The organism is Nesterenkonia sandarakina (assembly GCF_014138825.1).
GTDB classification, from domain to species: domain Bacteria; phylum Actinomycetota; class Actinomycetes; order Actinomycetales; family Micrococcaceae; genus Nesterenkonia; species Nesterenkonia sandarakina.
This window is the reverse complement of the sequence record NZ_JACJIH010000001.1, coordinates 823372-849926: the sequence shown is the minus strand read 5'-3', so window position 1 is coordinate 849926 and position 26555 is coordinate 823372. Positions and strand designations below refer to the sequence as shown.

Sequence of the window (26555 nt, the reverse complement as noted above, 5' to 3'; positions counted from 1 at the left end):
GGAAGATTGACGGGAGCACCCCTGGAGGGTGGAATGATCCGATGGAGCTCATCGCGATCGTTCTGTGGGTTGTGGCAGCAGTGCTGTTCACCGCGTCCTTCGACATGCTCCGGAGTGTGAATCCCGACTCGCGGCTGCCGTTCTTCTTCGGAAAGCCGCCGAACAACCCTCCGCAGGTCGCGATGGTGCGGCTGCTGGCGTTCATCCTGTTCCTGGTCAGCGCATGGATCTTCAGCGACGCGTACGGCCGCGCCATGGGTCCGCTTGTGATCGTGATCGGGGCGCTGCCCGGGTGTCTGCGGAACTACCTGCACAACCGTCGGGTCGCCGCCGCAGAAGGAACCTCATGATCGAGATCCTCAGCGCCGCTTCACTGGCCCGGGCCCGCGTCACCGGAGCCCTGGTCGCAGACATCCTGCAGTCCATGAAGCGTCGCGCCACTGTGGGCACCAACCTGCTGGAGATCGATGCCTGGACCAGGGAGATGATCTTCGAGGCTCGGGCCGCCTCCTGCTACGTCGCCTATGAGCCGTCCTTCGGGCGGGGTCCGTTCGGTCACTACATCTGCACCTCGGTGAACGACGCAGTCCTGCATGGCAAGCCCCACGACTACACCTTGGCTGACGGCGACCTGCTCACCCTCGACCTCGCCGTGTCCCTGGACGGGGTCGTCGCGGACTCAGCGATCAGCTTTCTCATCGGGGACACCGCGCACCCCGAGAGCCTGGCGATGATCCAGACCACCGAGCGGGCGCTGGCGGCGGGGATCGCTGCGGCAGGCCCAGGTGCCCGCATCGGAGACCTCTCCCACGCGATCGGCTCGGTCCTCAGCGAAGCCGGGTATCCGATCAACACCCAGTTCGGCGGTCACGGGGTGGGCTCGACCATGCACCAGGACCCGCACATCGTGAACACCGGCCGCGCCGGCCGCGGGTACAAGCTCCAGCCGGGCCTGCTGCTCGCGCTGGAACCGTGGATCATGGCAGACACCGATGAGCTGCGCACCGACCCCGATGGATGGACGCTGCGCAGCGCCACCGGAGCCCGGACCGCGCACAGCGAGCACACCATCGCCATCACCGAAGACGGGGCCGAGATCCTCACCCTCCCGACTCCCGGGACCGCCGCTTAGCGCAACCGCTGAGCCAGGATGACCAGATCCTCCAGGGTGGCAGCTTCGCCGTGCGGGCCCGCCGCCGACCGGGTCCGCAGCTCACCGACCGGCACGTCCCACGCCTCCCGGGGAACCAGGGCGGCCAGGTCGCCGTCGAGGGTGGGCATCTCCTCGGGTCCGTGCTGATGCGCCGACCAGGGCGGCGGGGCCGCGTGGGAGATCACCAGCAGGTGCCCGCCCACTGCGACCCTCGCTGCCGCCGCCCGCAGGATCCGTTCCCGGTCCAACGCCACGGGGGACTGCAGGAAGGAGGCGGTGATCAGGTCGAAGGGCCCCTCGGGCATGCCATCCGGGAGCTCCGCGGTGCGGAACTCAGCGCTGCCCTCCGTGAGATCCTGGGTCTGCGCGGCTGCCCGGGCTCGGGCCACCGCCGTGTCCGAGATGTCTACTCCCATCGCGTACCAGCCCCGAGCAGCCAGCCAGAGGACATCGCCGCCCTCCCCGCAGCCGAGGTCCAGCGCCCGTCCAACAGGAAGGTCCGCGACCAATGAACTCAGCGTCGGATTGACCCGACCGGACCAGACGCGGTCGGCGTCGGCGTAACGGGTCTCCCAGAAGTCCCTTGGGTTCTGATCACTCACAGTGGCACCTTTCTCTGGCCGGATGAGGGTCTCTCATCGAGTGGTTCTCTCATCCGGTGGATGGTTCTCTCGCGCCTAGTCTTCCGCAGAGCCCGACCGAGCTCACCTTCTGGGCCAACCGCTGCATAGCCGGGCGTGTCGCACCCGGGGCGGGCGGGCAGGGCAGCTCATCGCTGCGGGGCGCCCGCCATGTCATGCTGGGAGCGACGCCGATCGCCGCGATCCGAAGGAGCATTCCATGAGCTACACGCACAGCATCACCGTCTCGATGTCTTACGAGCACGCAGTGGAGGCGACCCGGGCGGCGTTGGCTGAGCAGGGTTTCGGGATCTTGACGGAGATCGATGTCAAAGCCACGTTCACCAAGAAGCTCGGTGCTGAGTCCGGCGAGGCCGTGGGGGATTACATCATCCTCGGGGCCTGCAACCCGGTTCTGGCCAGCAGGGCGCTGGCAGCTGAGCCTGAGCTCGGGGCGCTGCTGCCGTGCAATGTGGTGGTTCGGCGCGGAGCCGATGCGCAGACCAGCGTCGTCGACGCGATCGACCCGCAGACCATGGTCCAGCTCAGCGGTGCCCCCGCGGTTCGGGAGGTCGCCGAGGACGCCGAGCGGCGGCTGCAGGCGGCGCTGGCAGCGCTGGGCGAGACCCCTGCGCATTGAGTGAAGCACTGTTGAGCGAAGCATTGTTGAGTCCAGCACGGCCGTGCTGAGCGGATCCTGCCGCGCCGAGAGGGATCGCGGGCCGCGGGAGCGCATAGTCACCCCCGGCCGAGCACCGGCCGCGGCGCAGCGCGGGGACGCGTCGCGGAGTACCAGCCGGTAAAGAGCAGCACGAGCACGGCGAGGTCAACGGCGTCCCCGCCGTAGTACATCAGCTGGGCGCCGGCCTGCCCGTCACCGGTCTCCACCCCCTGGGGCGGGTGCGCGTAGAGCCATTTGGCCAGGACCGAATGCGCCGCGATGAAGAGGATGAGCACTGCTGATCGCATCGGCATCGAGGCCCGGTGCGGGTCAGAGTCCACCCCGACCAGTGAAGCGGTGAAGAGGTATCCCGCGGCGAAGATGTGCAGGTGGACCACGGCATAGGCCAGCGGGGAGACGTGCATGACCTGGTAGAGGTCCGTGGTGTAGAGCAGCCAGAGCCCACCCGCGTTCAGCGCGCCGGCGGTGATCGGATGGCTGACCACCCGGACCGCGGGACTGCGCAGAACCCGGGTCAGCACCCGAGCGGCGTGGACCGGCAGAGCGCGCAGCGCCAAGGTGACTGGTGCGCTGCGGACCAGCAGCACGGGTGCGATCATGCCCAGCAACAGGTGCCCGAGCATATGCGCGGTGAAGCTGGTGTGCGCCGCGGCTGGTATCGGCCCGAGCAGCCCGGCGGCGGCACAGATCAGCCCGAGGTAGAAGAGGAGGCTGCGGTGCCGCGGCCAGGGGCTCCGAGAACGCGCGGCCCACAGCCCGGCCGCGTGAGCCAGCGCAGCGGTCAGAAGAAGCAGGACCACGACGACGTCGAGCCCCGCCCAGATCAGCGGGTCCGCCGCCTCCAGTCCAAGACCCTCCAGGGGTTCCCCGTGATGATCCATCAGCCGGGTGGAGGCAGCGCGGGTGTGGGGCTCACGCCGGGACCTGTGTTGGACGGGTGCGGCGCAGGATCAGCAGCCCGATCAGCAGCAGCGCTACGGCTGAGCCGATCCAGGTCAAGTCATAGAGGAACAGGTCCACCCCATAACGGATCTGGTGGATCCCCAGCACCTTATGACTGAGCACCCCGTCGAGGAGCTGGAAGAACCCGACCCCGGTGAGCACCGCCCCGGTCCACCGCGTCCACGGGACTGCCGTGCGACGTCGGACATCCGCGAGCAGGAACAGGCCCCAGATGGTGATGAACCAGCCGAAGGCGTGGAAGAATCCGTCCGCGGTGAGCGCGACCTCGGTGGTGGAGACGTCGTAGAAGTGGTGCCACTGCAGCGCCAGGTGGAAGATGAACAGGTCGATCATCGAGGCGGCGATCCCGCATCCGAACAGCACGCCTGAGAGCACGATTCGCCGGGCCATCGGGGCACTGGAGTCTGTACTCACAGGCCTCAGCGTAGCCCTGCCGGTCGGTGAGCCGAAGGACCCTGGTCAGCGGCGTAGGACCGGGAGGACACTGGTGTACATGAAGGCCTACCCGTTGGAGCTGCACACCAGATCCGTTGACGTGCCGCGCCGCTCCGCTCGTCGGCTGCGGAGCTTCAACCTCGTCATGGGGGTGCTGCATCTCGTCTCGGGATCCGCGATGGTCGCCCTCAGCAATGACTTCAGCCTGCAGGTCTCGACCTTTGCGCTGAACGGTCCACCCGGGACGCCGGTGTCCCAAGGCTCGGCGAATGTCGTCTTCGACGTCCCGCTGGGATACGCCACGGCCTCCTTCCTGCTGCTCTCCGCCCTCTTCCACTTCCTGATCGCCTCACCGTGGGGTTTCCGGCGCTACATCGGCGAGCTCTCCAAGGGGCGAAACCGATTCCGCTGGGTGGAGTACAGCCTGTCCTCCACCCTGATGATCCTGCTGATCAGCCTGCTGCTGGGTATCTCTGACATCGCCGCACTGATCGGGCTGGGTCTGGCCAACGTGGCCATGATCCTCTTCGGCTGGCTGATGGAGATGAGCAATAACGGACTGATGCATGGCGCCTCCGGGGGATCGATCCGTGGCGGGAGCGCCTGGTGGACGCCGTTCTGGTTCGGCTGCATCGCTGGCATCGGCCCATGGCTGGCCGCGGCGGTCTACCTCATCGTCAACGTCGGAATAGAGGGTGGGGAAGGCCCGCCGGGGTTCGTGTACGGCATCATCGTGTCACTGTTCGTGTTCTTCAACAGCTTCGCCGTCAACCAGTGGCTGCAGTACCGGCAGGTCGGCCGGTGGAGGAACTACCTCACGGGGGAGCTCACCTACATCGTGCTCAGTCTGGTCGCCAAGAGCCTGCTGGCCTGGCAGGTCTTCGCCAATGTTCTGGTGGGCTGAACACAGGCGGACTGAAAACCGGCGGACTTAAGGCTCGTGGGTTGAACCCCGCCGGGCCCCGCCCGGCACCGGGTGCGCCGGGAAGGACCGGAGCTCAGTGGTGGGTGTAGGTGAGGCAGTCTGCGTCGTCGAGTCCCGGCCCGACCCGCACCTCGGAGGCGTTGCACATCAGGTGATCGTTGTGGACGCATTCGCTGCGCTGGCAGGCCCCGACACCGGCCAGCACCTTGGGCAGTCCGCCATGGACACCGATGTCGATGAACGTGGCGCAGGAGGCGTGGTCCTCTTGTCCGCCCACCGTGATGGCAGCCGCATTGCAGTGGGAATGATCATTGAATGAGCAGGCTTCGACGCTGCATTCCGAGACGTGGGTAGTCAAGACCGACAACCTCCTAGGTTCAGCCGCCCGATCGGGCCGCTCCATGCCTCCACGGCAAGCCCGATCCCTGCAATCAAAAAGGGCCAGACATGTGACCTATTCAGCCCCGCCAAGGCGCTTCCGGCGGTGCCACGCCGGGTTGGAGGCCATGGGGTTTCGCCTGCCCGACCGGCTGCCGGAGGATGGTGCGCAGCTTCCCCGCCGCGGTCCTGCGAGGGTCGCTGAGATAGATCTCATGATGCTTGCCGGTGGGTTCCAGGCCGTGGCTCGGCATGAAGTCCCGGTGCATCGGTTCGAGGGTGCGGCCCTCCTCTTCGAAGGACCCCAGATGCAGAGTCTGCACACACCGACCCTCCACGAGAGTTTCCAGGCGGAGGGCATCCAGACGCAGCGGAGAGGACTTCGCCCGAACTGCTGCGATCGCGGCAGAAATCCTCTCGTCATCAATCCAGTCCGGCACCAAGAGCATGAGTGTCCACCGCCATCTCGAGGAGTCCCGGGAACTGGTGAACACGCTCATGTCCTCCGCCCACCACAATCCCTCCAAGGGCGGGACCACATAATCGCGGTCCAGCTCGTTCTTGCTGGCGAACTTCAGCGCGTACGCCACGGGATACAGGGCTGCCAACGAGGCTGAGTACTCCTCGGAGGTGTTCGGATCACCCTGACCATCGATCATCATGTAATGCCGGTCGGGTATCTCCACGATCTGGTACTCCCCGGACGGGGCCTGGTAACCGGGCAGACTCTTCTTGAAGTCGATCTTCAGGGTCACGTGCTGCTCGCTTCCCGAGGTGGCGAATAGGCAACAACCTAGGCATCAATGCCGACAGTCTCAAGAGCGGCACGCTCGCAGTGCACCCGCAGTTCTTGGGACGCCCTACAGGCCGCCGCAGCGAATAGGGGTCAGAGGTTCCAGGTTCTACTCAGGCAACGCCAGGCCTTTGATCGGGAGCGACTGTTGCAGTCAAAGAGTTGCGATACCCAACTACCGGGTGCGCACCCAGGGCGCTGAACATCTCGATTCGGCGATACGCACACTGAGAAGGACGTGGCATGACTCAGACCGATCTGACCTACCGGACGTTGGGACGCAGTGGCGCGGTTGTCTCAGCGCAGGCCCTAGGCACGATGACCTTCGGGGCGGAGGCTGATGAGGCGACGTCGCACGCCCTTCTCGATGCCTATGTTGCCGCGGGCGGAAATTTCATCGACACCGCCGACGTCTACACCGCCGGCACCAGTGAGGAGATCATCGGGCGTTGGCTGGGCGCCCATCCGACCGAGGCACAGCAGATGGTCCTGGCGACCAAAGGCCGGTTCCCCATGGGACAGGGCCCCAATGATCTCGGCACCTCGCGCCGGCATCTGCGTGACGCCCTGGATGCTTCCCTGCAGCGGCTCGGGGTCGATCACATCGACCTGTACCAGCTGCACGCGTGGGATGCGATCACCCCGCTGGATGAGACGCTGCGCTTCCTCGACGACGCCGTCACCGCAGGGAAGATCGGGTACTACGGATTCTCCAACTTCACGGGGTGGCAGCTGACGAAGGCGGTTCACCTGGCTGACCGGCATGGCTGGTCTCTCCCGGTCACCCTGCAGCCGCAGTACAACCTGCTCGTGCGGGGGATCGAGCAGGAGATCGTCCCGGCAGCCCTCGACGCCGGACTCGGCCTCCTGCCGTGGTCACCGCTGGGCGGCGGGTGGCTGAGCGGGAAGTACCGTCGAGACCAAGCACCCACCGGAGCGACCCGTCTGGGCGAGAACCCACAGCGCGGCATGGAGGCCTGGGAGAAACGCAACGCCGAGGAGCGCACCTGGCGAATCATCGATGCCGTCTCCGCGGTGGCCCAGGAGCACGGTGCCTCCGCCTCGCAGGTGTCGCTGGCCTGGTTGAAGGCCCAGCCCGCCGTCACATCGGTCATCCTCGGGGTCCGTACTCTGGAGCAGCTTCAGGACAACTTGGCCGCGGACTCGCTGGAGCTGAGCACCGAGCAGCTGGAGCAGCTGACTGCGGCAAGCGAGCCTGAGATCGAGGACTATCCCTATGGAACGGCGGGCGTCCAGCAGCGTCATCGCAAGCTCAGCGGCGGACGCTAGGACCGGGTTGGTGATGGTCCTGAACCGCCGCTACCTGGCCCGGTTCAGGACCGCCACCGCCGTGAGCCCCAGGACCAGTCCGTACATGAGGTGCCCCAGCAAGCTCCACAGGGCTGCCGCATCTACAACGAACACGGGCATGCCCACCATCAGGGGCATCAGCATCAGGCTCCTCACTGTCCCGAGCAGTGGTAGCTGAAACGGTGCCCGCAGCGCTTGCGCAAGTGTGGACTTCTCCGACGGTTAGCGCGCGGGTGTGTTTGGAATTCCTCAAGCGCTGCGGGGGCGCTTGAGCGCGAATGGTCGCATCGCCCCAGGTCCAGGGGTTGGTGTGACTCTTCACGGCAGGTAATGTCGTTGGTATTAGTCGTGAACAATACGATTCGCGACCTGTGAATCAACAATCATCATGTCCAGGACGGGATCGTAGAAGATGACATATTCAGACGTCGGGGTACCCAGTACGGGTCTGAGCCAACCGCTGTACGGGGCCGGGATGGGCCAAGCGATTTCTCGGTTCTTCAAGAAATACGCTCGCTTCAAGGGGTACGCCTCCAGGAGTGAATACTGGTGGGTTGCTCTGGCCCAGTTCGTCCTCTACATGGTGCTCGGCGGGATCTACGGGGTGGTCTTCGCGAGTCTCATGGAGAACTCGCCGAATATGGACACCTACAGCACCGGGATGAGTGCCGGTTTCGAGGCGGAGGGCGGTGCCGCCGTGGCCCTGATGGCGGTGAGCCTGGTCAACCTGGCCGTGGCTCTGGCGCTGCTGATTCCCACCTTGGCACTGACCTGGCGGCGCCTCCACGATGCCGGCTTCCCCGGTCCGTTCTACTTCCTGGGCTTTCTTCCGGTCGTCGGCCCGATTCTGCTGCTGGTCCTCCTGGTGGTTCCTACTCGGCAGGAGAAGCACCAGGCGATCTGGGCAGACCCGACCAACGACTGAGCCGGGCTCCGCACATCCGCTTACTGTTCATGGGAGCGAGGGTTCATGGCAGCACCCCAACAACCGATGCGTCGCGAGCGAGGTGCCAGGCCTTTTGCGTGGTTCCTTGCTCTGTTGAGCGTGACCGTCACGGTGGGGCTCTATCTCTACCTCATCGGCTCCAACTGTGAATCCACCGGGGTCAGTTCGTTGCTCGAAGACGTACAAGATTTCCACACCGCCGAGGGTTGTTAGACCGGTGGGGGCTTGGCTGCGTGAACTAGGCCAACTGGCCCATCAGCTGGTGAGCCCGAACAACCCGCTGGTGGCGCTCGGAGGACGGCGATCATGAGGCTTGAACTGCGTCCGTGGCGCGAGGACGACGCCGCCGCTCTCCACGAGGCGTACCGGCGCAGTCCGGACCTCCACGTGCAGCTCGGGGGAGCCGACCTCGCCACGGTCGACCTCGCCCGTGGGCATATCGGCGAGCACCTGCTGTTCACGGAGTCATCGCGCAACTGGGCCGTGGTCGCGGACGGTTCAGCGGTCGGCAATGTTGGACTTGCGGCGATTGAACGGCGTCACGGTACCGCCTGGGTGCATTATTGGCTCGCTGCCGAAGCACGTGGCCACGGTCATGCCTCCCGCGCGCTCGCTGCTGTTGCGGATGACGCCTTCAAGGACGGTCTCTTCCGACTGGAACTGGGGCATCGGGTGAACAACCCGGCGTCGTGCGCGGTTGCTCTGCGCGCCGGATTCCTTCGGGAGGGACTTGAGCGGCAGAAGCTGCGGTACGGGGCGGCGCGCTTCGACGTGGAGACCCATGCCCGACTTCGCACCGATCCGCACCCCGATCTGCGGCCCATGCGCCTTCTGACCCGGGTCACTCCAGCGGCTCGCGGGAACACCCCGAGGACATAGAAGAGGGCATAGACGCAGAACTGAGCGCGGACCAGACTCTCTTGAGTGAGACTGTGGTCCCTTGCGATGCAAGGGTGGAATGACCAGCGGCGACGGTGTGTGCCGACCAGACGTGCGGGAGGGGCGATGGTCCAAGAGGACCCGGTGATCCGATCAGAGGGCGGGCCGATGCGCACGGTGGCGGGATCCTTCTTCCGAGCCGTCCGCCCGGTCCACCGCGAGGCGGCGCTGGCGGGCTCTCGGGCTGCAGGTCGGTATTCACGCCCCGGGGTGCCCACGCTCTACCTCAGCTCGTCCCCGGCCGGTGTTGCCGCGGCCATGATCTCCCATACGCGCACGGGCGATCCCGATCGCGAAGTGCTGCGATTCCGTGTGGAAGCCAGACACATCGCTGACCTGCGCGATCACCAGGCCCTCCGGGCGTGCGGCATCCACCCCGCAGACGCGGCGGCGGACTGGCAGGATGTGGCTGCCGCCGGCGGATCTCCCTCCTCCTGGCGAGTCCGAGAAGCACTCGAGCGCATGGGCGCCCACGGTCTGATCGACCCATCGCGCAGACAGCCCGGACTCTGGCACCTCGCGCTCTTCACCTGGAACACCGACGGCGCCCCCACGGTTCGAGGACTCGATACGCTGGGACCATGTCGCCCCTCCCTGCACCCTTGGATCGACCGGCCCTGATCGTCATCGACGTCCAACGAGGCTTCGACGACTCCACGTTCTGGGGCCCACGGGATAACCCCGCCTGCGAGGCCAACATCTCCACCCTTGTGGAGCATTGGCGAAACAACCACTGGCCTCTGGTGTTCGTCCAGCACGAGTCCGAGAACCCGGGGTCTCCACTCGCCTCAGCAAGCCCTGGTGGTGACTTCAAAGACTGCCTCTCCGGCGCCCCAGACCTCCTGGTGCGCAAGAGCGTGAACTCGAGCTTCTATGGCACCCCGGATCTGGATTCCTGGCTGCGCGCGCACGATATCGATCAGGTGGTGATCTGCGGCATCACCACCAACCATTGCTGTGAAACCACCGCGCGAATGGCGGGGAACCTCGGCTACGACACCTACTTCGTCATCGACGCCACGCATACCTTCGACCGCACAGCTCCCGACGGGAGCACCGTGCCCGCCGAAACGCTGTCGATGGTCACGGCGACCAACCTCCACGGTGAGTTCGCGACCGTGCTAGACACTGCTTCCCTGCGGAGCCGCTGATCCACGCACACATCGCGTCCCAGCGGTTGCCTCCGCCTCCACGGGTGGCCCTAGCGCTGATATGACTGGTCCCGGACCACCCCAGTTTCAGGGTGGAACCGCAGCAGGACCCAGATCGGGTCACCAGGGACTGCCGAGAAGCGCGGATCCCAGGCTGATTCCTCTGGACCCAGGTAGCGACGGAGCAGACGCCGGGCCCGCGCCGCATCGTGTGCGGTGAGCGACGCCGTCCCGCGGAATCCCACATGGAGCACACGACCCGTGGCCACGTCGAAATCCACGACTCCGACCGCGCAGCGATCATCGGCCTCGATCCGTCGAGGGAAAGAGTCCGCCTCGTAATTGCTGAGAATCCAGAGCGCCTCGTCTTCCCACAGGAACCACACCGGTGAGTCCCGCGGACCGTCTCCCGAGGCTGTGGCAAGGTGCGCAAATAATGGGCGCTGCAGAACCTTCTGAGCCAGATCCGCTGAGCCCAGATCCTCGTTTTCCCAACGCAGTGCATTCACCGGCGATCTCCTCGTCTAGCTGCCCCTGGCAAGAGCCCTGTCACCGGACTTGCCCACCACGCTGGCGAGTGGTGAAGCCTCTCGCCCAGTTTCCTGAGGGTCCTCGTCCAGTCGTCTCACCAGACTAGAAGATCTGCCGGGAAACCGCAGGTCAGAGGGTGATCTACGGGTTTCCTCGGCGGGTGGACCATACCGCCAGGCCGATCAGTGCCGGCTGGAAGAACAGCCGCACCAGCCGCTTGCGATCAGTGTCGAGGCCGAACCCGTCTCGCTGGTGCACGTACTGCGCAATGTTGCCTGGGAACACCGCGGCGAAGAACACCCCGGTGGCGTTGCCGACCAGCGGCCGGTGCCTCCGCGAGAACAGCAGCGCGGTGCCCAGCCCGATCTCGGCCACTCCCGAGGCCAGCACGGTGGTGTCGGGATCCAGAGGGACGAATTCGGGCACCTGGGCGCGGAACTCCTTGCGGGCCCAGGCCAGATGCGAGACCCCGGCGAAGGTCAGAGCGGAGCCGAGAAAGATCCGGCCGGTGGTGCGTGCAGGCGATGACATAGGAACAGATTAGCCTCAGCACGCGCAGTCGCTGTTCACGGCTCGGACCTGGCGCCAGCGCCAGGTCGGCTCTGCGAGTCGGAGAGCGCCGCGACGACGCCGCTGCGCGATCCCGGCGCGTCCCCGCCTCTCGGTGGCAGGAGCCGGCGGGCCTCGATTCCACTCGATTGCAGGACCCAGGCGATCAGCGAGTTGGAGTTCCACATGTCTGCGATTCCGAAGACATCCCGGCCCCAGGTGAGCCGCGGAACCAAAGGGACCCGCGTGATCAGCGCGTGGACCTCGGAAGAGGTGAGCGGGAATCTCACGGGCGGGCCTACCGCCCAGTCTCGGTCAGGGATGCTGCCACCCGCCCAGCAGCGAACCTCGTACTGGAAGAACCGGGAAGCACCGAGCCACCTCAGCCCCACAGGCCCACGGACGATCACCCCGCGCGGTCCGGGCGGCTGCCCCCACACGGGAGTCATCTCCAGCACATACTGGAGGTCGCCGTCCGAGACCTCCAGCGCGGCATGGAACAGGGGCCGGGGGCGCCTGTGTGCTCGCAGCGCCCGCAGCCATTCCCAGCACCGGCTGGTATGCACGACGACGTGCCCGCCTGCTCCCACAGGGATCCACCAGAGGATCACTGCGGGACTGCTGCTGCCAGTGGGGGACGGGTCGTCCGGGCTCCCTGACGAGGACGCCATGATGGCAGGATAGACCGGCTGCCGAGCGAGCTCCAGGATCCGATCACTCGGTGACGGCCCGCCCGATCGCCAGCGGCTCAGGGCTCCGATCGAGACTCTGGTCAGGTGTCCTGAGAATGGTGGGCCCTGCCGGGATCGAACCGACGACAACCGCGGTGTAAACGCGGTGCTCTACCAGCTGAGCTAAAGGCCCGTGCCCAGACCCAGCCGTAGTGGCGCGATCTGGTGCAGCAAGAAGTGTAGCAACCCGGCGGGGGCGCTCAGGACCGCCCGCGGGCCTGGTTCAGTCTGGTCTGCTCGGCCGCGTACAGCGCCGCCCCGACGATTCCGGCGTTGTTCTGCAGCGCCGCGACCTCCACCTTCGCCCGGAGGTCCTTGACCTCGGGGAGGAAGTCCTCGCTGCGCTTGGAGATCCCTCCGCCGATGATGAACAGCTCCGGGGACTGCAGCCGCTCCACGTGCTTGAGGAATCGGTTCAGCAGCTGACCGTACTCATCCCATGGCATGTCTGCGCGCTCCCGGGCGGCGGCAGAGGCCTTCTTCTCCGCCACCTCGCCCTCGAACTCCAGGTGGCCCATCTCGCTGTTGGGGACCAGCACGCCGTCGTGGACCAAGGCGGAGCCGATCCCGGTGCCCAAGGTGATCGTCATGACTGTGCCCTCCAGGCCCTTGCCCGCGCCGTATCGCGCCTCGGCCAGGCCGGCGCCGTCGGCGTCGTTGAGGGTGTGGATCTGACCTGGCAGGTGACGCAGCAGCTTCGTGGCGTCGGTGTTGATCCAGGACTCGTCGATGTTCGCCGCCGAGAGCACGATGTTCTTGTCCACGATCGCGGGGAACAGCACCCCCACTGAGAGCTCCTCCAACGCGGGGGCCTTCTCCCGGCTGAGCAGCTCGTCGAGGATCTGCCCGATCACGTCGGCCACCGCCTCCGGCGTCGCCGGCTTCGGGGTGGGGATCCGAAAGCGATCACCGCTCAGGCTGCCCTTGTGCAGGTTGACGATCCCGCCCTTGATTCCGGTGCCGCCGACGTCGATGCCGATGGCCCGCTTGGGGAGGTCGCCGATCGTCTCGCTGGCGGAACCGATGGCCTGGGCAGCCAGCGGCTGCTCGTGGGAAGAGCTCATAGTGGTGCAGTATCTCCGTGCTGTGGGGGAGGGGACCGGACTCAGGCGCCTGAGGGCAGCGTGAGGATCTCGGCGCCGTCATCGGTGACGACCAGAGTGTGCTCGAACTGCGCGGTGCGCTTGCGGTCGCGGGTCACGGCTGTCCAGCCGTCTTCCCACATGTCCCAGTGGCGCGTGCCCAGGGTGAGCATCGGTTCGATCGTGAACACCATTCCCGGCTCCAGCAGGCGCGCATGGTCCGGTGCCGCGTCGAAGTGCGGGATCACCAGGCCGGTGTGAAATGCCTTGCCCACGCCGTGGCCGATGAACTCGCGTACCACACCATAGCCGAAGCGCTTCGCGTAGGACTCGATGGCGCGGCCGATCACGTTGATCGGACGGCCCGGCTTCACCGCCCGGATCCCGCGCATCATGGCTTCCTCGGTGCGCTCCACCAGCAGCCGCGACTCCTCGTCGACCTCGCCGACGAAGAACGTCCGGTTGTGGTCCCCGTGCACCCCGTCGATATAGGCGGTGATGTCGAGGTTCACGATGTCACCCTCGGCGAGCACGGTGGAATCCGGGATGCCGTGGCAGATGACCTCGTTGACCGAGGTGCAGATGGCCTTGGGGAACCCGCGGTAGGACAGGCAGGACGGGTAGGCGCCGCGCTCGGTCAGGTACTGGTGCGCGTAGGCGTCGAGCTCCTCGGTGGTGACTCCGGGCCGAATCAGCTCAGCGGTCGCGACCATCGCGTCTGCTGCGAGCTGGGCTGCCCGGCGGATCTTCTGCACCGTTGCCGCGTCATAGACGTCCTCACCGGTGTACTCCGGGGGCGCTTCGAGACCCACATAGTTGGGGCGTTCGATGTGGCCCGGGACCGGACGCTCCGGAGAGACCCGGCCCTTGGTGAGCGTGCCCACGGGGGCATGGGAGGACAGGGGAGCGGACTGCGGGGTAGGCATGGCAGTCATCCTATCGGTCAGCCGCCGGGGCAGTCTCAACCCGGTCTCGACGCCGGGCGCGGCCGCAGCTGCAGCGCCAACGCCACCACCGCGATGCCCACGATCACGCTGATCGCCACCGGCAGCGAGGAGCCCTGGGTCATCACGCCGATGGCGGGGGAGAGGCTCAGCATCACCGCGCGCATCGCCCAGCTGATCCAGGTCACCCCGCTGTGCGCCGGCAGCCCGGGCACCCGGTCGGCCCGGGCGAAGGCCAGCGGGACGGTCACTGCGCAGCCCAGTCCGGCCAGCGCCAGGCCGATGAGTGTCAGCGTGACCCCGGGGGCCCAGGCAGCCCCGAGCAGGCCCAGGATCACCAGAGTCAGGCTCAGGATCAGCGCGGTGCGCTCACCGAGTCGGTCGATCACCCGATCACCGAGCATCCGCCCGATGAACTGTGCGGTGAGCAGCACGGTCAGGCCGACCCCGGCCGAGGCAGGGTCCATTCCGCGCTCCGTGGAGAGCAGCACGGCGGACCAGTTGTTGCCGACATCCTCCACCGATATTCCGGCCAGCGCGATCAGCGCCAGCGGGAGCAGGATCCTCGCCGTGGACCACCCTGAGGGCCTCGCCGGGGTCTCAGCATCCACCGGCTCGGCCTCGGGTTCGGGCAGGAAAGCCCGCGCTGAGCAGGTCATCGCCAGCACGCAGAGCGCCGTCCAGACCGCCATATGGGTCACCAGGGGCACTCCGAGCACCGCGGCGAGGGTGCCGACCGCGCCCCCCAGGGCCGCGCCGATGCTCCAACCGGCATGCATCGAGTTCAACAGCGAACGTCGATACGCCGCCTGGACCCGCAGGCCCTGAGAATTCTGCGCCACGTCCACCGCGGCATCGCCGAAGCCGGTGAGCAGCAGACCGGCGACCACCAGCCACGGACTGCCCAGGGCGACGCCTGCCGCGGCCAGGATCAGTGCGGCACCCATCCAGAGCGTGCCCAGGCTCGCGGTGCGCGCCACCCCCAGCCACCGGTTGAGGACTCCGGGCATGTGCAGCGCCAGTGCCCCACCCAGACCGAAGCCCACCACCACCAGGCCGAAGACCGCTGGGTTCAGGCCCAGCGCGTCCTTGACCTCCGCATAGCGGGCCAGCAGCGAAGCGGGAAGGGCGCCGTTGGTGGCGAAGGCGGCCATGGTGGCCAGCCGGCTGCGCCGCAGCGACGGAGCCCCGCGCCGTCGTCCCTGACCCGGGGCAGCTCCAGGTGAGGGCGAGGGTGATGCGCTTGAGTGCATGGCTAGCAGTTTCGCACGGCCAGACTGACCGGAGGACGGCACGGGGCGTATTCTGAGGCCATGAGCACCGAATATTGGTTCAACGTTCGCACCGGGCAGGTCGAGGAGGGCGCCCAGTCCTCCTGGAGTCAGCTGCTGGGCCCGTACCCCACCCGCGAAGCCGCCTCAGAGGCGCTCAAGCGGGTCCAGGAGAACAACGAGGCCTGGGAGGATGAGGACTCCAGCGAGCATTGGGACGACGACGGCGGGCACGCGCGCAAGCCCACCCGCTGATGCTGCCGCAGCGGCGCGCTAGCCTTCGAAGGTGTGCTCCGGTGCCGGGAAGCTCCCGGCGCTGACATCGCTGCGGTACTGCGCAGCCGCCTGGGAGACCACCTCCCGCAGGTTCGCGTACTGCTTCACGAAGCGCGGCACCCGCCCCGAGCCCAGGCCCAGCATGTCCTGCCAGACCAGCACCTGACCGGTGGTGCCGTTGCCCGCGCCGATGCCGATGGTCGGCACGCGCAGCGCACGGTCCACCTGGGTGGCCAGCTCCTCGGGGACCATCTCCATCAGCACGCAGAACGCCCCCGCCGCCTCCAGGGCCAGTGCGTCATCGATCAGTGCCTGCGCGCTCTCACCGCGTCCCTGCACCCGGTAGCCGCCGAGGGCGTGCTCGGCCTGCGGGGTGAAGCCGATATGGGCGATCACCGGAATGCCGGCGGAGACCAGGGCGTGGACGTGGTCGGCCATCGCCGCGCCACCTTCGATCTTCACCGCCTGGGCGCCGGCCTCCTTCATGAAGCGCACCCCGGTGGCCACGGCCTGGGCGGGGGAGCCCTCGTAGCTTCCGAAGGGAAGATCCGCGACCACCAGTGCACGGTTGGCACCGTTGACCACCGACTTGGTGAAGACCAGCATCTCCTCGGTGGTGATCGGCAACGTGGAGGAGTGGCCCATCATCACGCTGGAGGCGGAGTCGCCCACCAGCAGCAGCTCGATCCCGGCTTCGTCGAAGATGGACGCGATCTGGGCGTCGTAGGCGGTCAACATGGAGAATTTCTGGCCGGCATCCTTGAACTGCTGAAGGTGCACGGTGCGGACCCGTTTCGGGCTGATCGGCTCTGACATGTGATCAGGCTACCCAATCGTGCGCGGCCCCCGGTCAGCGGGCCCCGGCGGCATCGTTCAGAGTGATCGCCATTGACCGACGTTGTTGCTCTCCGGTTGGGTGAACACATGGATGTTGTCTTCGGAGCTGTGCTGTTCCCTGCCGCCGTCGCGATGACGGTGTGGTCGGTGCAGGTCACGCGAACCGCTGAGCCAGACCGTCGGATCCCGCAGGTCCGTCCCACGCTGCGCCGACCGACGTCGGCGACCTTGCTCCAAGGGGTGGGCATCGCGTTGAGCCTGCTGAGTGCCTTTCTGCTGCTGGATGCGCTGGGTGCCTTCGCGGCACTGGCCCCAGCTCTCACCGCCACCGCCTGGATGGTCGCCGCGGCGGCGCACAATCGAGAGGTCGACCGGACGTCGCGTCACGCTGGTCCGACACCCTGAGTCGACCCTGCCTTGCGCAGGGCACTCGGAAGAGGTGACGCGCGGGCGAGCCGACGTCCGCTCAGGAATGCACCACACACCGCCTGCCCGAAGCGAGTTGGGTAGAGTGGTCCCGGCGACACCCACTGCATTTCAGGAGGCTTCAACGCATGGATCGACAGCAGGAATTTGTACTGCGCACCATCGAGGAGCGTGACGTCCGCTTCGTGCGCCTGTGGTTCACCGATGTGGTGGGCTCACTGAAGTCTGTCGCCCTGGCCCCGGCTGAGGTCGAGGGAGTCTTCAACGAAGGCCTGGGCTTCGACGGTTCCTCGATCGAAGGACTCTCCCGGGTCTTCGAATCCGACATGCTTCTGAAGCCGGACCCGTCCTCCTTCCAGATCCTGCCCTGGCGCGGGGAGGAGGAGCCCACCTCCCGGATGTTCTGCGACATCCTGACCCCAGACCAGGAACCGGCCGCCGGGGACCCGCGCAATGTGCTGCGCCGGCAGCTCGATGTGGCCGGGGAGATGGGCTTCACCTGCTACACCCACCCGGAGATCGAGTTCTATGTGCTCGAATCTCAGGACCTCGACGCCGACGGCGCCCCGATCCCGGTGGACCGGGCCGGATACTTCGACCACGTCACCGGAAGCGTCAGCCAGGATTTCCGCCGCCACACGGTGAACATGCTCGAGGCCGTGGGGATCTCCGTGGAGTTCAGCCACCATGAAGCCGGGCCGGGCCAGAACGAGATCGACCTGCGCTATGCCGACGCGCTGACCACAGCGGATAACATCATGACCTTCCGCACCGTGATCAAAGAGGTCGCGATCATGCAGGGCAAGTACGCCAGCTTCATGCCCAAACCGTTCTCCGAGCACCCAGGCTCGGGCATGCACACCCACTTCGGGCTCTTCGAAGGGGACACCAACGCCTTCTTCGCACCGAACACCGAATACAACCTCTCCACCACCGCCCGGCAGTTCATCGCCGGGGTGCTGCGCCACGCCCCGGAGTTCACCGCGGTCACCAACCAGTTCGTGAACTCCTATAAGCGGCTCTGGGGCGGGGGAGAGGCCCCCTCGCATGTCTCCTGGGGCCACAACAACCGCTCCGCGCTGGTCCGGGTGCCGCTGTACAAGCCGACCAAGGGCGGCTCTGCACGGGTGGAGTTCCGCGGCATCGACTCCGGGGCGAACCCCTACCTGGCCTACGCCGCGGTGCTCGGGGCTGGCCTGAAGGGCATCCGTGAGGGCTACGAGCTGATGGAGCCGGTCGGCGAGGACGTCTGGTCACTGACCACCTCCGAGCGCAAGGCCCTGGGCATCAAGCCGTTGCCGGGGACCCTGCACGAGGCGCTGCGCCAGATGGAGGACTCTGAGCTGATGGCCGAGATCCTCGGCGAGCAGGTCCTGGAGAACTTCCTGCGCAATAAGCAGCAGGAATGGGACGAGTACCGGGTCAACGTCTCGCCCTTCGAGATCAAACGGTACCTCGGCCTGATCTGATCGTGGACGCCGTCGCACCGACCCGCCGAGAACTGATCTCCGCTGGCTTCCAGGAGCTGGAGCGGGCATCGAGTTTCCTCGCCGACGAGCAGCTCGCCGGCCTGGACCCGGCGGTCCTGCTGCGGACCCTGCACTACGCGCCGAACCCGGATCAGGCGCTGCTGCTGCTGATCCGGCTGGTGGAACGTGCCGGGGAGGTCCGTGACCTCTTCGAGGTGGTCACCGACGGGGTCTATCTGCGCGCGGTCCCGCTGCTGAGGCTGCTCGGGGCATCCCAGGCGCTGGGCGAATTCCTGGTCCGGCGTCCGGAGAACTGCGATCTGGTGTTCTCCGTGGCCGACGCCCTGGAGTCCGAACGGGATCAGCACCAGCACAACCACGCCCCCGACGACGCCGCAGCCCTCGACGCCCCGGAGGTCACCGAACCCGAGGTGCTGCGATCCCGACTGATGCAGGCGGTGCACGCCGACGCCGCGGCGGAGCCGCCCACTGCGGGACTGGGCCCGGAGTTCACGGCCAAGGACGCCGGCGTCGCGCTGCGCCGGGTCTACCGGCGCGAACTGACCGCTCTCGCCCTGCGCGACCTCAGCGCGGCAGACCCCGCGAGCTACCAGCCGCTGGTCTCCCGGCAGCTCTCGGACCTCGCCGCCGCGGCCATCGATGCCGCGCTGGCGGTCAGCCGCGCCGAGCTCACCGAACGCAACGGGCGCACCGCAGAGACCGTGGAGCTCGCCGTGATCGGGATGGGCAAATGCGGAGCCCGCGAGCTGAACTACATCTCCGACGTGGACGTGATCTTCGTGCACCGCGCCGCCGCAGAGGTGGACTCCGCCGCCGCGCGGAACACCGCGGTGGCGATGGCCTCCGGGATCTCCAAGGTCATCAACGGTGCAGGTCCGGAGCCCGGACTCTGGGAGGTGGACGCGAACCTGCGCCCCGAGGGCCGCGACGGCGACCTCTCCCGCACCCTGGAATCCCACCTGGAGTACTACAAGCGCTGGGCCCACGGCTGGGAGTTCCAGGCCCTGCTCAAGGCCCGCCCCATCGCGGGCAGCCGCAGCCTGGGTGCGGACTACATCGAGGCGATCTGGCCGCAGGTCTGGACCTCCTCGGCGCAGGAGAACTTCGTTGAGAACGTGCAGCGGATGCGCCGGCGGGTCTTCGAGAACATTCCCGCCGACGAGGTGGACCGAGAGATCAAGCTCGGGCGCGGGGGGCTGCGAGACATCGAGTTCACCGTGCAGCTGCTGCAGCTGGTCCACGGACGGGTCGACGAGTCGCTCCGGGTGCGCGACTCACTCTCGGCCATCGAGATGCTCGAAGCCGGGGAGTACGTGGCCCGCGCGGACCGCGACGCGATGTCCCGGTGCTACCGGCTGCTGCGCCTCTACGAGCACCGGATCCAGATGAGCAGCATGCGCCGGACCCACCTGATGCCGGTGAAGACCGATGAGATCCGCGCGCTGGCCCACGCCGTGAAGCCACCGAACCGGCGTCGTCGTCCGGCGGGGGACGAGGTGCTCAGCCATTGGCGAGAGGTCGCCCGGGAGGTCGCGAGCTTCCACGAACGGATCTTCTACCGCCCGCTGCTCTCCACCACCGCGGTGCTCTCCGACGACGAGGTCCGGCTCACCGCCAAGGCGGCGCAGGATCGTCTGGCCGCGCTGGGCTACCACGACCCGGCCGGCGCCATGCGCCACATCTCCGCGCTGACCGGGGGCGTGTCCCGCCGGGCGAAGCTGCAGCGGCACATCCTGCCGGTGATGCTCGGCTGGTTCGGCGAAGGCGTGGACCCCGACGGCGGGCTGCTGGCCTTCCGGCGGCTCAGCGAGTCGCTGGGGCAGAGCCCCTGGTATCTGACCATGCTGCGCGATTCCTCGGTGGCGGCGGAGCGGCTCTGCCTGGTGCTCTCCGGCTCCCGGTTCATCGCGGACATGCTCGAGCACTCCCCGGAGTCCACCCGATGGCTCGGGGACAACGCTGCGCTGGTGCCGCGCAGCTTTGACGCACTGTGGAAGGAGATCGGGAACAAGATCGCCCGGCACCGGACTGATCTCGAAGCCGCGATGCGGCTGACCCGACTGGTGCGCCAGCGTGAGACCCTGCGGGTGGCGATCGGCGACGCCGTGGGCCTGCTGGAGATCTCCGAGGTGGGCACCGCTCTCTCCGATGTGGACCGCGCCGCCACCCTGGGCGCGATGCGCGTGGCCGAATCCGAGGTCTGGACGGCCGAGGGTCGGCACGCCGACCTCGCGGTGATCGCGATGGGCCGCCAAGGGGGCCGGGAGATCGGCTACGGCTCTGATATGGACGCGATGTTCGTCCACGACGTCGCCGAGGGCGGAGACCCGACCCGCACCGACGCCCAGGCACAGAAGCTGGCCATGCGGATCAGCGCGCAGCTCTCCAAGCCGCTGAAACCCGCGATCCGCGGTGAGTTCCCGCTCAAGCTCGACGCCGATCTGCGCCCTGAGGGCAAACAGGGTCCGCTCTCCCGGTCCCTGGAGTCCTACACCGAGTACTACCGGCGATGGATGGACGTCTGGGAGCGGCAGGCTCTGCTGCGCGCTCGCCCGATCGGCGGAGACGACGACCTGCTGGCCGGGTTCATGGAACTCGCCGACACGGTGCGCTACGGCGCCCCGCCGAGCTCCTCGCAGATCCGTGAGATCCGCCGGATCAAGGCCCGGGTGGAATCCGAACGGCTGCCCCGCGGGGCCGACCCGTCCCGGCACGTGAAGCTGGGCCGCGGTGGGCTCAGTGACGTGGAGTGGCTGGTGCAGCTCTACCAGCTCCAGCACGCCCACCAGATGCCGCGGCTGCGCACCAGCTCCACGCTGCTGGCGCTGGACGCGATGGTCGATGAGGAGCTGATCAGCCCGCTCGACGCGGAACAGCTCAGTGAGGCGTGGAAGCTCTGCACCCGGGTCCGTTCCGCCACCACGGTGTGGAGCGGGAAGACCGCCGATGTGCTGCCCTCGGCGCGCCGGGACCTCGACGCGGTGGCCCGCTGGTGCGGGTTCCCCTCCGGGGGCAGCGCCGACTTCGAGGACCACTACCTGCGCACCACCCGGCGCTGCCGGCAGGTCTACGAGCGGCTGTTCTACGACGAGGCCTGAGCGGCCCTCGCGCACACTAGGAATGCACCGAACCGATGACTGAGAGCAGCTGAAGCTTCTCGTAGCTCTCCGAGCCAGGGGATGCTGTGTAGACCAGCAGCAGATGGAGCTGGTTTCGATCCAGCAGTGTCTGACAGTTCAGTTCCAGTGCCCCCACCTGCGGGTGGACGAAGTGTTTCACCTCGGCGGGATGGATTCTGACTTCGTGGTTGTCCCAGGTCTCTCTGAACTCGGCATCGTCCATCAAGAGATCCACCAGATGTGCCGCTTCCGAGCTGGGACCGCGCAGGGTCGTGACCTGGCGCAGGTGGGACACCCACATCCGGGTGAGAAACGGGTGATCCTCGCGGCGGTAGAAGTCGCGCGCGCCCGGCTGGGTGAACCAGCGGTAGCCGATGCTGCGTGCTGGACCCGTGAACGAGGTCAGGTCACCGCTCAGGGCGACGCCGAGGGGCGTCTGCTTCAGAGTCTGGCCGAGCTCGGTGATGATCTCGGCTGGAGTGTCGTGGAGCCGGTCGAGGATGCGCAGCAGACCGGGACTGATGTGTGCGCTTCCTGGACCCCGGCTCGGCGCATTGCGCCCGTTGAGCCGGAAGAGGTGATCCCGTTCATCGAGGGACAGGTGCAGTCCCTGAGCGATGGAGGCCAACATCTGTTCGGAGGGCTGCGTGCCGCGCTGCTGTTCCAAACGGGTGTAGTAGTCGGTGGACATGTGACACAGGACTGCCACCTCTTCTCGGCGCAGACCGCCGGTGCGTCGTCGCTCGCCGCGGGGGAGGCCGACGTCCTCAGGCTGCAGGAGCTCGCGGCGTCGGCGGAGAAACTGCGCCAGGCCGGTGCGATCCATGCTCATTGGTGCCTCCTTCGGCTGGTGTTCCTCAAGTTCTATCGGCCCGCGGGACCTCTGCACCAGGGACTGGTGATCCCCCTCGCCAGCGCGAGCCAGGGAGCGCGAGTCCCAGGATGAGCCGACACTGCCTCGTCTGATGAACTCTTGGCACAGTGAGTGTCACCCCCACACCTCACGAGGAGCAGATCATGAATCAGAAGTTCAACATCTCATTGCCGGATCTCTCTGGCAGGCGAGCAGTCCTCACCGGAGGCAGCGATGGAATGGGTCTCGAGATGGCAGCGCGTCTCGCCGACGCCGGTGCAGACCTCATCCTGCCGGTGCGCAATCGTAGAAAAGGAGAGGCCGCCGTTTCGTCGATCCTTCGGCGCAGCCCAGGTGCCCGGGTGCAGCTCGGAGAGATGGATCTGTCGTCTCTGGATTCGGTCGCGATGTTTGGCCGTTCCATGCAGGAGGCTGGAAAGCCGATCCATATCCTGATCAACAACGCCGGCGTCATGACTCCGCCTGAGCGCAAGACGACGTCGGACGGGTTCGAGCTTCAGTTCGGCACCAATCACCTCGGGCATTTCGCACTCACAGCTCATCTCTTCCCTTTGCTGCGGGCCGGGAGTGCCCGCGTGACCTCCCAGCTGAGCCTGGCCGCCTCCCGCGGATCCATCAACTGGGATGATCTCAATTGGGAGCGTTCGTATCGCGGAATGGACGCATACCAGCAGTCCAAGATCGCCTTCGGACTGTTCGGTCTGGAACTGGATCGGCGCAGCAGGGCACAGGGGTGGGGTCTCAGCAGCAACATCGCCCACCCGGGGATTGCCCCGACGTCGTTGCTCGCGGCGAGACCCGAGCTTGGCCGATCCCAGCCGACTTCCGGTCGTCGAATCATTCGCGCACTCTCTCGGCTGGGGCTGACCGGCACCGTCGAGACCGCCGGACTGTCGGCCCTGTCCGCTGCCGCGTCTGCGGAAGCTCGCGGTGCACAGTTCTGGGGACCTTCAGGATTCCAGCACCTGGGGGGTGCCCCAGCCCTGCAACGCCTCTACACGCCATTGGAGGACCTGGAAGAGGCCAGGCGCATCTGGGTGGAGTCCGAGGAGCTGGTCGGCGCGTCGTTCCCTTCTGAGTCGCAGAGTCGCGTCGGTTGATCCCCTGCGGCTGATGGGGCCACGCAGAGCGCACATCGGCGTCCGGCGACGGCTTCCAGTCCAGCTCAATCACCCGCTGACCCGGTTCGCACGGACGCAGCTGCCACCGCGGCGGGGCCCGCGCCCGAGAACCAGAGCAGCAGGCAGACCACGCACCCAGCGGGATGCAACGTAGGTGCAACTCGAATGTGACTAGAGTCACCCCAGAGGCCGCGCGAACAACAGCCCGCTCTGCGGAGTCGGCGTGGTCCAACCGCAGACCCGTCTGGTACCGAAGCTTCGGCCACGGGCAGGCGGCAGAAGCGGCCTCCATCTGGACCCGGACCCCGTGAGAAGTCCCGCCACTATCTAGGAGCCATCATGAGCAATGTCACTGTTTCCCCCGGACACACGCACTCGGACACCCAAGCCGCCACCGAACGCACGATGCGGGCCGCAGTCGTCGAGGCCTTCGGCCAGGACCTCGTCGTCAAAGACGTGGCCATTCCTGAACCGGGACCGGGACAGGCCCTGGTCAAGCTCATCTCCTCCGGTGTCTGTCACACCGATCTGCATGCCGCTGAAGGTGACTGGCCGGTCAAGCCCAGTCCGCCGTTCATCCCTGGCCACGAAGGTGTGGGCACCGTGGAGAAGCTGGGGGAGGGAGTCACCGAGCTCTCGGTGGGGCAGCTGGTGGGCAACGCCTGGCTGTGGAGCGCCTGCGGAACCTGCGAATACTGCCGCACCGGGTGGGAAACGCTGTGCGAGTCTCAGAGCAACGGAGGATACAGCGTCAACGGATCGTTCGGCGAGTACATGATCGTCGACGCCAAATACGCCCCCCTCATCCCCGAGGGTTCCGACCCTTACGAGGTCGGACCTGTGCTCTGCGCGGGCGTGACCGTATACAAGGGGTTGAAGCAGACAGAGGTCCGACCTGGCCAGTGGGTGGTGATCTCGGGCATCGGCGGTCTGGGCCACATCGCTGTGCAATATGCGGTGGCCATGGGAATGCGAGTCGTTGCGGTCGACGTCGCTGACGACAAGCTGGCGCTGGCCAAGCAGCACGGTGCCGAGATCGTGGTCAACGCCATGGTCGCGGATCCGGCCATCGAGATACAGGAGAAGACCGGCGGGACCCACGGTGTCCTGGTCACCGCTGTGCACCCCAAGGCATTCGGCCAGGCCATCGCCATGACTCGACGCGGCGGAACCATCGTGTTCAACGGTCTGCCTCCGGGGGACTTTCCCGCTCCGATCTTCGACATCGTGCTGAAGGGGCTCACCATCCGAGGATCGATCGTGGGTACCCGCCAGGACATGGTGGAAGCCTTGGAGTTCTACGCCCAGGGAAAGATCCATCCCACGTACAGCCGCCGTCCGCTCGAGGACATCAACGCGGTCCTCGACGAGATGCAGCACGCCAAGATCGAGGGGCGTGTGGTGGTGGACTACACCGCCACCCCGGAGCGCTGACCTGAGCCACACCCGTGGACGGTCGAACGTGCCGTCCGTGAATGATGCGGAAGCAGATACGATCTTGGGAGAACAAATATGATGCATTATGAGTCGTCCGATGCAAAATACATGCAGAACATCAAGGATGGATATCCACAAGGATTTGAGGCTTTCGCGGCGTTCGACGGCGCCGTGTTCTCCGAGAACGACCATGTGCTGTCCAAAAAGACCCGCGAACTCATTGCGATCGCAATAGCGACGACCACCCAGTGCCCCCATTGCGTGGAGATCCACTCCAGGGGCGCGCAGAAGGCGGGGGCGTCCGAGCAGGAGATCTCCGAAGCGGTCATGGTCTCCGCCGCACTGCGTGCGGGTGGCGCGGTGACGCACGGTTGGATGGCGATGAAGTTCTTCCAGGATGAGGCGAACAGTGGGTGAGGCGCCTTCCTGGTCCGCTCTCGCGGCTCCAGGGCCCGCCCCCCGATGAGGCTAGTGGGCGGACCGAATGTCACCGAGGCATGAAGTTTCGCCTGGGGAGAGCCCCCGGAGTCCTGCCTCGGCTGATCTCCGGGGGCTGAGCGCCCTTCGGGCTGTCCGCTGTTCGAGGTTCGGCAGTCTGGCGCATATCCGATGAGTGACCGGAGCTCGTACAGACGTGGACCACCATCTCGGCGGCAGCGCGCGAGAACGGCACAGCCCGTGCCGCCGGGCACGGCGGGCATTCGCGGTGCGGGTCCATTCGGCGGACGTGGCTCAGTTCAACGGGAGATCGCTCTGCCCGGCCCGGCGGGGGAAGCCTCGGAGTCCCCAGCCGGCCGGGCTTCTCTGCGACTCAGGCCGCGAGCTTGGCGATCAGCGCCTGGGCGGTCTCTGCGGAGGACTGGGGGTTCTGACCGGTGATCAGCAGGCCGTCCTCAACCACGTAGGAGCTCCAGTCTTCGCCCTTGGAGTACCTGCCACCGAGCCTGGTGAGCTCGTCCTGCACGAGGAAGGGCACGACGTCGACCAGGTCGACCCCGGCCTCCTCGGTGTTGGTGAAGCCGGTGACCAGCTTCGCCTGCACCAGGGGAGTGCCATCTTCGTTGGTGGCATGGCGCAGCACACCTGGGGCGTGACAGACCAGACCCACGGGCTTGCCGGCGCGAATCGTGGTCTCGATCAGGCGGATCGATGCGGGGTCTTCGGCGAGGTCCCACAGCGGGCCATGGCCACCGGGGTAGAACACGGTGTCGTAGTCCGCCTCATGGACGGTGTCCAGGCGGCGAGTCTCTGCCAGCGCAGCCATGGCCTCGGCGTCGTCCTCAAACCTGCGGGTGTCATCGGTCTGGAAGTCAGGCACATTGCTCGCAGGATCCAGCGGCGGCTGGCCCCCCTTGGGGGAGGCCAGGGTGATCTCGTAGCCGGCCTCCTGGAAGCGATAGTAGGGGGCGGCGAGCTCTTCGAGCCAGAAGCCGGTCTTCTTGCCGGTGTCGCCGAGCTCGTCGTGCGAGGTGAGAACGATCAGGACCTTCATGGGTGTCTCCTTGTTGTAGGACGGGTCTCGTATGAGCGGTGCTCGGTCGCGCCGCGCACTGTGGGAGGTGCTCGCTGGG

The 26555-nt window shown here is 66.8% G+C and carries 31 protein-coding genes and 1 tRNA gene; 16 read left to right on the top strand and 16 right to left on the bottom strand.

The window, feature by feature from the left end; translation table 11 throughout:
* The first annotated feature begins 41 nt into the window (after positions 1-41).
* Together HNR24_RS03885 and map (HNR24_RS03880) are read left to right on the top strand one after the other, a co-directional pair.
* Positions 42-350, top strand: coding sequence for a hypothetical protein (locus HNR24_RS03885; protein ID WP_058889289.1), 309 nt, complete (start codon positions 42-44; stop codon positions 348-350).
* Positions 347-1132: a type I methionyl aminopeptidase gene (gene map / locus HNR24_RS03880; RefSeq protein ID WP_058889288.1), complete on the top strand. Its 786-nt coding sequence runs from the start codon at positions 347-349 to the stop codon at positions 1130-1132. Before HNR24_RS03885 ends, map (HNR24_RS03880) begins: the two co-directional genes overlap by 4 nt.
* On the opposite strand, the gene HNR24_RS03875 is transcribed toward map (HNR24_RS03880), so the two are convergent.
* Positions 1129-1755, bottom strand: a complete 627-nt coding sequence (locus HNR24_RS03875; protein ID WP_058889287.1) for a class I SAM-dependent methyltransferase — start codon at positions 1753-1755, stop codon at positions 1129-1131. The genes map (HNR24_RS03880) and HNR24_RS03875 overlap by 4 nt on opposite strands.
* 238 nt (positions 1756-1993) lie before the next feature.
* Between HNR24_RS03875 and HNR24_RS03870 the strand changes: the two genes are divergently transcribed.
* Entirely contained in the window at positions 1994-2413 is a 420-nt protein-coding gene (locus HNR24_RS03870; protein WP_182495062.1) for a DUF302 domain-containing protein, read from the top strand.
* A 98-nt stretch (positions 2414-2511) separates the two neighbouring features.
* Here HNR24_RS03870 and HNR24_RS03865 read toward each other — a convergent pair whose 3' ends face one another.
* Together HNR24_RS03865 and HNR24_RS03860 are read right to left on the bottom strand one after the other, a co-directional pair.
* Positions 2512-3336 (bottom strand): cytochrome c oxidase assembly protein, encoded by an 825-nt coding sequence (locus HNR24_RS03865; protein WP_182495061.1) that lies wholly within the window; start codon positions 3334-3336, stop codon positions 2512-2514.
* A gap of 31 nt (positions 3337-3367) precedes the next feature.
* Positions 3368-3808, bottom strand: coding sequence for a DUF2243 domain-containing protein (locus HNR24_RS03860; RefSeq protein WP_182496079.1), 441 nt, complete (start codon positions 3806-3808; stop codon positions 3368-3370).
* Positions 3809-3911: 103 nt separating this feature from the next.
* Here HNR24_RS03860 and heR point away from each other — a divergent pair, with 103 nt between their 5' ends.
* Positions 3912-4757, top strand: coding sequence for a heliorhodopsin HeR (heR, locus tag HNR24_RS03855; RefSeq protein WP_182495060.1), 846 nt, complete (start codon positions 3912-3914; stop codon positions 4755-4757).
* A 94-nt stretch (positions 4758-4851) separates the two neighbouring features.
* Here the strand turns inward: heR and HNR24_RS03850 are convergent, their stop codons facing one another.
* The gene (locus tag HNR24_RS03850) at positions 4852-5136 is read right to left on the bottom strand and encodes a DUF1540 domain-containing protein (RefSeq protein ID WP_182495059.1); all 285 of its coding nucleotides are present in this window, start codon (positions 5134-5136) and stop codon (positions 4852-4854) included.
* Between the two features lie 100 nt (positions 5137-5236).
* Complete coding sequence (locus tag HNR24_RS03845; RefSeq protein ID WP_182495058.1) at positions 5237-5911, bottom strand: GyrI-like domain-containing protein; 675 nt, start codon at positions 5909-5911, stop codon at positions 5237-5239.
* Between the two features lie 296 nt (positions 5912-6207).
* Between HNR24_RS03845 and HNR24_RS03840 the strand changes: the two genes are divergently transcribed.
* The gene (locus HNR24_RS03840; RefSeq protein ID WP_182496078.1) at positions 6208-7239 is read left to right on the top strand and encodes an aldo/keto reductase; all 1032 of its coding nucleotides are present in this window, start codon (positions 6208-6210) and stop codon (positions 7237-7239) included.
* A gap of 30 nt (positions 7240-7269) precedes the next feature.
* Here the strand turns inward: HNR24_RS03840 and HNR24_RS13935 are convergent, their stop codons facing one another.
* Positions 7270-7404, bottom strand: a complete 135-nt coding sequence (locus HNR24_RS13935) for a hypothetical protein (RefSeq protein WP_259392397.1) — start codon at positions 7402-7404, stop codon at positions 7270-7272.
* A gap of 331 nt (positions 7405-7735) precedes the next feature.
* Here HNR24_RS13935 and HNR24_RS03835 point away from each other — a divergent pair, with 331 nt between their 5' ends.
* The 4 genes from HNR24_RS03835 to HNR24_RS03820 all read left to right on the top strand — a co-directional run bounded on the left by HNR24_RS03835 (position 7736) and on the right by HNR24_RS03820 (position 10296).
* Entirely contained in the window at positions 7736-8185 is a 450-nt protein-coding gene (locus tag HNR24_RS03835) for a DUF805 domain-containing protein (RefSeq protein ID WP_182495057.1), read from the top strand.
* A gap of 327 nt (positions 8186-8512) precedes the next feature.
* Entirely contained in the window at positions 8513-9085 is a 573-nt protein-coding gene (locus HNR24_RS03830; RefSeq protein WP_182495056.1) for a GNAT family N-acetyltransferase, read from the top strand.
* A 126-nt stretch (positions 9086-9211) separates the two neighbouring features.
* Complete coding sequence (locus HNR24_RS03825) at positions 9212-9766, top strand: RES family NAD+ phosphorylase (protein ID WP_259392396.1); 555 nt, start codon at positions 9212-9214, stop codon at positions 9764-9766.
* Positions 9727-10296, top strand: a complete 570-nt coding sequence (locus tag HNR24_RS03820; protein ID WP_182495055.1) for a cysteine hydrolase family protein — start codon at positions 9727-9729, stop codon at positions 10294-10296. The genes HNR24_RS03825 and HNR24_RS03820 overlap by 40 nt, the downstream gene beginning before the upstream one ends.
* Positions 10297-10346: 50 nt before the next feature.
* On the opposite strand, the gene HNR24_RS03815 is transcribed toward HNR24_RS03820, so the two are convergent.
* From HNR24_RS03815 to HNR24_RS03785, 7 genes are all read right to left on the bottom strand, one after another.
* Complete coding sequence (locus HNR24_RS03815) at positions 10347-10805, bottom strand: pyridoxamine 5'-phosphate oxidase family protein (protein ID WP_220477154.1); 459 nt, start codon at positions 10803-10805, stop codon at positions 10347-10349.
* Between the two features lie 163 nt (positions 10806-10968).
* The gene (locus tag HNR24_RS03810) at positions 10969-11358 is read right to left on the bottom strand and encodes a DoxX family protein (protein ID WP_182495054.1); all 390 of its coding nucleotides are present in this window, start codon (positions 11356-11358) and stop codon (positions 10969-10971) included.
* A 35-nt stretch (positions 11359-11393) separates the two neighbouring features.
* Positions 11394-11666: a hypothetical protein gene (locus HNR24_RS13780; protein ID WP_220477153.1), complete on the bottom strand. Its 273-nt coding sequence runs from the start codon at positions 11664-11666 to the stop codon at positions 11394-11396.
* 498 nt (positions 11667-12164) lie between these two features.
* Positions 12165-12240, bottom strand: a tRNA-Val gene (locus HNR24_RS03800).
* A 67-nt stretch (positions 12241-12307) separates the two neighbouring features.
* Positions 12308-13171, bottom strand: coding sequence for a polyphosphate--glucose phosphotransferase (ppgK, locus tag HNR24_RS03795; RefSeq protein ID WP_182495052.1), 864 nt, complete (start codon positions 13169-13171; stop codon positions 12308-12310).
* A gap of 41 nt (positions 13172-13212) precedes the next feature.
* Entirely contained in the window at positions 13213-14115 is a 903-nt protein-coding gene (gene map, locus HNR24_RS03790; protein ID WP_058889278.1) for a type I methionyl aminopeptidase, read from the bottom strand.
* Between the two features lie 35 nt (positions 14116-14150).
* Complete coding sequence (locus HNR24_RS03785) at positions 14151-15386, bottom strand: MFS transporter (protein ID WP_182495051.1); 1236 nt, start codon at positions 15384-15386, stop codon at positions 14151-14153.
* A 60-nt stretch (positions 15387-15446) separates the two neighbouring features.
* Here HNR24_RS03785 and HNR24_RS03780 point away from each other — a divergent pair, with 60 nt between their 5' ends.
* On the top strand, positions 15447-15659 hold the full coding sequence (locus HNR24_RS03780) for a hypothetical protein (protein ID WP_058889276.1): 213 nt from the start codon (positions 15447-15449) through the stop codon (positions 15657-15659).
* 18 nt (positions 15660-15677) lie between these two features.
* Here the strand turns inward: HNR24_RS03780 and panB are convergent, their stop codons facing one another.
* Positions 15678-16496, bottom strand: a complete 819-nt coding sequence (gene panB, locus HNR24_RS03775; RefSeq protein ID WP_182495050.1) for a 3-methyl-2-oxobutanoate hydroxymethyltransferase — start codon at positions 16494-16496, stop codon at positions 15678-15680.
* Positions 16497-16604: 108 nt separating this feature from the next.
* On the opposite strand from panB, the gene HNR24_RS03770 reads away from it, so the two are divergent.
* The 3 genes from HNR24_RS03770 (at position 16605) to HNR24_RS03760 (ending at position 21531) form a co-directional block, all read left to right on the top strand.
* Positions 16605-16922, top strand: coding sequence for a hypothetical protein (locus HNR24_RS03770; protein WP_182495049.1), 318 nt, complete (start codon positions 16605-16607; stop codon positions 16920-16922).
* Positions 16923-17071: 149 nt separating this feature from the next.
* Positions 17072-18412: a type I glutamate--ammonia ligase gene (gene glnA, locus HNR24_RS03765; protein WP_058889273.1), complete on the top strand. Its 1341-nt coding sequence runs from the start codon at positions 17072-17074 to the stop codon at positions 18410-18412.
* Positions 18413-18414: 2 nt separating this feature from the next.
* Entirely contained in the window at positions 18415-21531 is a 3117-nt protein-coding gene (locus HNR24_RS03760) for a bifunctional [glutamine synthetase] adenylyltransferase/[glutamine synthetase]-adenylyl-L-tyrosine phosphorylase (RefSeq protein WP_310735382.1), read from the top strand.
* Between the two features lie 16 nt (positions 21532-21547).
* On the opposite strand, the gene HNR24_RS03755 is transcribed toward HNR24_RS03760, so the two are convergent.
* Positions 21548-22384, bottom strand: coding sequence for a helix-turn-helix transcriptional regulator (locus HNR24_RS03755; RefSeq protein ID WP_182495047.1), 837 nt, complete (start codon positions 22382-22384; stop codon positions 21548-21550).
* Positions 22385-22569: 185 nt separating this feature from the next.
* Here HNR24_RS03755 and HNR24_RS03750 point away from each other — a divergent pair, with 185 nt between their 5' ends.
* The 3 genes from HNR24_RS03750 (at position 22570) to HNR24_RS03740 (ending at position 25401) form a co-directional block, all read left to right on the top strand.
* A complete protein-coding gene (locus HNR24_RS03750; RefSeq protein WP_058889270.1) occupies positions 22570-23526 on the top strand; it encodes an SDR family oxidoreductase in 957 nt (318 codons plus the stop codon).
* A gap of 426 nt (positions 23527-23952) precedes the next feature.
* Complete coding sequence (gene adhP / locus HNR24_RS03745) at positions 23953-24981, top strand: alcohol dehydrogenase AdhP (RefSeq protein WP_058889490.1); 1029 nt, start codon at positions 23953-23955, stop codon at positions 24979-24981.
* 78 nt (positions 24982-25059) lie between these two features.
* On the top strand, positions 25060-25401 hold the full coding sequence (locus HNR24_RS03740; protein ID WP_198144740.1) for a carboxymuconolactone decarboxylase family protein: 342 nt from the start codon (positions 25060-25062) through the stop codon (positions 25399-25401).
* Positions 25402-25795: 394 nt separating this feature from the next.
* On the opposite strand, the gene HNR24_RS03735 is transcribed toward HNR24_RS03740, so the two are convergent.
* A complete protein-coding gene (locus tag HNR24_RS03735) occupies positions 25796-26476 on the bottom strand; it encodes a type 1 glutamine amidotransferase domain-containing protein (RefSeq protein WP_058889269.1) in 681 nt (226 codons plus the stop codon).
* Positions 26477-26555: the final 79 nt, after the last annotated feature.